Source organism: Thiomicrospira sp. (assembly GCF_014859555.1).
In the GTDB taxonomy this organism is placed as follows: Bacteria; Pseudomonadota; Gammaproteobacteria; order Thiomicrospirales; family Thiomicrospiraceae; genus Thiomicrospira.
In genome coordinates, this window is the sequence record NZ_JACUTY010000104.1 from 1 (window position 1) to 2,751 (window position 2,751).

Sequence of the window (2,751 nt, forward strand, 5' to 3'; positions counted from 1 at the left end):
CTTTATATTGTGAGGCCGTTTTGATGCCCCTAGCAAGGCCAAAAACATTGTAGAATAGACATATTTACCCAAATAACGAAGGCTTAACATGTGGACTTATCCAGAAATTGATCCAGTAGCATTGGCTTTAGGCCCAATTGCCATTCATTGGTATGGCTTAATGTATGTGATCGGGTTTGCGAGTGCTTGGTTACTGGGTTTGCTGCGCGCACGCAACTCATCCGTTTGGGATAAGGACAAGGTCGGCGACCTGTTGTTTTACTGTGCTTTAGGTGTGGTGTTGGGGGGGCGAATCGGTTATGTGTTGTTTTATGACTTTGCCGGATTATTGGCGAATCCACTCTCGCTACTGATGGTTTGGCAGGGCGGCATGTCGTTCCATGGCGGTTTGCTAGGCGTGACCTTGGGCATGTGGTTGTTTACTCGTAAAGTTGGCCTTAGTCTGTTTAGTGTGGCCGACTTTGTTGCACCGTTGGTGACGATTGGTTTGTTCGCGGGACGGATCGGCAACTTTATAAACGGCGAACTTTGGGGCAAAGTCACCGACTCGCCTTGGGGAATGTGGGTTTACGATCCGCTGCTGAACGAAACGGTACAAAAGTATCCCACCCAACTGTTGCAAGCTTTGCTGGAAGGTTTGGTATTGTTTGCGCTGGTATGGTGGTATTCGTCCAAGCCGCGCCCTGCCGGTTCGGTAGCGGGTTTATTCTTGATATTGTACGGTCTGTTCCGCGTGGTATCGGAGTTCTTCAGAATGCCGGATGCACACTTGGGTTATTTGCTCGGCGGCTGGCTAACTATGGGAATGCTGTTGTCGATCCCGATGATTGTTGTGGGCGGATTATTGATGGTTTGGGGCGTTAAACGCTCGTCAGCCAACCAGCTAAAAGGAAAAAACGCATGAAGCAATATTTAGATTTACTACAGCATATTATGGACAACGGCGTGCAAAAGGGCGATCGAACCGGCACCGGAACTTTGTCGGTATTTGGTTATCAAATGCGTTTTGATTTACAGAAAGGTTTTCCGTTAGTCACCACCAAAAAATTACATATTCGCTCAATTGTGCATGAGTTGTTATGGTTTTTAAGTGGTGATACCAATATTCAATATCTAAAAGATCATCAAGTCAGAATTTGGGATGAATGGGCCACCGAATCGGGTGATTTAGGGCCGCTATATGGCAAGCAATGGGTGGCTTGGCAAAGCCCAAATGGTGAAGTTATCAACCAGATAGAACAAGTGATTGAGACCTTAAAAACCAACCCCAACAGCCGACGTATGATTGTCACCGCCTGGAACCCGGCGGATTTGCCGGATGAGTCGGTGAGTCCGCAACAAAATGTCGAAAACGGCAAAATGGCTTTGGCGACCTGCCATGCGTTTTTTCAGTTTTATGTGGCGAATAACAAGTTGTCTTGCCAGTTATACCAACGCAGTGCGGACACGTTTCTGGGTGTGCCATTTAATATTGCCAGCTATGCGTTATTAGTCCACATGATGGCACAACAAACCGGCTATGAAGTCGGCGAGTTTGTTTGGACTGGCGGTGATGTGCATTTATATAACAACACCTTGGAACAAGCAAAGCTGCAATTAACACGCGAACCCATGCCATTACCAGGCCTGGTGATTAAACGAAAGCCCAGTTCGATTTTTGATTATGAGTTTGAAGACTTTGAAATTGTGAATTACCAATCTCACCCTCATATTAAAGCTCAGGTATCGGTATGACTTTTAAGCAAAATAAATCGCAAACCTTATCTATGATTGTCGCGATGGGTCAAAATCGTATGATCGGTAAGGACAATAAAATGCCTTGGCATTTACCCGACGATTTAAAATACTTTAAATCTAAAACCTTAAATAAACCGGTCATTATGGGGCGTAAAACTTTTGAATCGATTGGTTCGAAGCCGTTGCCGAATCGGCCTAATTTAATTATTAGTCGTAATGAAAGTTTTCAAGCCGAAGGTGCAAAGGTTTTTAATTCGGTCGAAGCGGCGTTGGCTGAGTTAAAAGAGTGTGAAGAAGTGATGATTATGGGCGGCGCACAAATTTATGCGCAATGGCTTGATCGAGTTGATCAGCTTTATATTACCGAGGTAAAAGCCAGCCCAGAGGGCGATGCATTTTTTCCGGTCATCGACCACCAGGCCTGGTATGAGGTGTCGCGCGAAGTACATCCAGCGGATGAACGTCATGCGTTTGCGTTTGATTTTGTGGTTTATAAACGGCGTAATTGAAGTGAAGGATATTTAAATCGCTAAATCGTCCAGTTTTTTACCTTTATTTAACGCGTCTTCAACCCACAAAGGTTTACGTCCACGTCCGGTCCAAGTTTGACTGGCATCATTTGGGTTACGGTATTTAGGCGCTACTTTCTGACCTTTTGTTTTACGTGGCTTGCCAGTTTCTAAACCCATAATATCTTCGAGAGATAAGCCCAGTTTAGCGGCTTTTACTTTAAACTCTTCTACCAGATTTTTAGTTTGCTCTTTTTGCTTTTGGCTAATCAGTTTATCAATAGCTTGTCTTAATTCAACCAACTCGTCTACTGCCATCGTTCTCATCTTATCTAAATTCATCGCAACCCCCTAGGTCTAAAAATTAAAAATAGCATGATTTGAATAACAAAATAATAACAAAATAATAATAACTTAATTAAGTTAATAGGTGCAAATTAGACTGTTATATATTTGGGCACCTCGATTAACCCCTGGTTGATTCTGCGGGACTTAAAGGTCACTT

4 protein-coding genes are annotated in these 2,751 nt (G+C 43.8%); 3 read left to right on the forward strand and 1 reads right to left on the reverse strand.

Annotated elements, in window-relative coordinates:
- The first annotated feature begins 88 nt into the window (after window positions 1-88).
- Genes lgt through IBX48_RS10125 form a run of 3 tightly spaced genes read left to right on the forward strand, consistent with a single transcriptional unit; the run spans window position 89 to window position 2,246 of the window.
- Window positions 89-904 (forward strand): prolipoprotein diacylglyceryl transferase, encoded by an 816-nt coding sequence (gene lgt, locus IBX48_RS10115; RefSeq protein WP_296834123.1) that lies wholly within the window; start codon window positions 89-91, stop codon window positions 902-904.
- On the forward strand, window positions 901-1,734 hold the full coding sequence (locus IBX48_RS10120; protein ID WP_296834128.1) for a thymidylate synthase: 834 nt from the start codon (window positions 901-903) through the stop codon (window positions 1,732-1,734). Before lgt ends, IBX48_RS10120 begins: the two co-directional genes overlap by 4 nt.
- Entirely contained in the window at window positions 1,731-2,246 is a 516-nt protein-coding gene (locus IBX48_RS10125) for a dihydrofolate reductase (protein ID WP_296834133.1), read from the forward strand. The genes IBX48_RS10120 and IBX48_RS10125 overlap by 4 nt, the downstream gene beginning before the upstream one ends.
- Window positions 2,247-2,258: 12 nt before the next feature.
- Here the strand turns inward: IBX48_RS10125 and IBX48_RS10130 are convergent, their stop codons facing one another.
- Window positions 2,259-2,588, reverse strand: a complete 330-nt coding sequence (locus tag IBX48_RS10130; protein WP_296834138.1) for an H-NS histone family protein — start codon at window positions 2,586-2,588, stop codon at window positions 2,259-2,261.
- Between the last annotated feature and the right edge of the window lie 163 nt (window positions 2,589-2,751).

Bases quoted from the DNA above. Each gene is read 5' to 3' on its own strand.
- lgt (WP_296834123.1), top strand. From the start codon at position 89: ATGTGGACTTATCCAGAAATTGATCCAGTAGCATTGGCTTTAGGCCCA.
- IBX48_RS10120 (WP_296834128.1), top strand. From the start codon at position 901: ATGAAGCAATATTTAGATTTACTACAGCATATTATGGACAACGGCGTG.
- IBX48_RS10125 (WP_296834133.1), top strand. From the start codon at position 1,731: ATGACTTTTAAGCAAAATAAATCGCAAACCTTATCTATGATTGTCGCG.
- IBX48_RS10130 (WP_296834138.1), bottom strand. From the start codon at position 2,588: ATGAATTTAGATAAGATGAGAACGATGGCAGTAGACGAGTTGGTTGAA.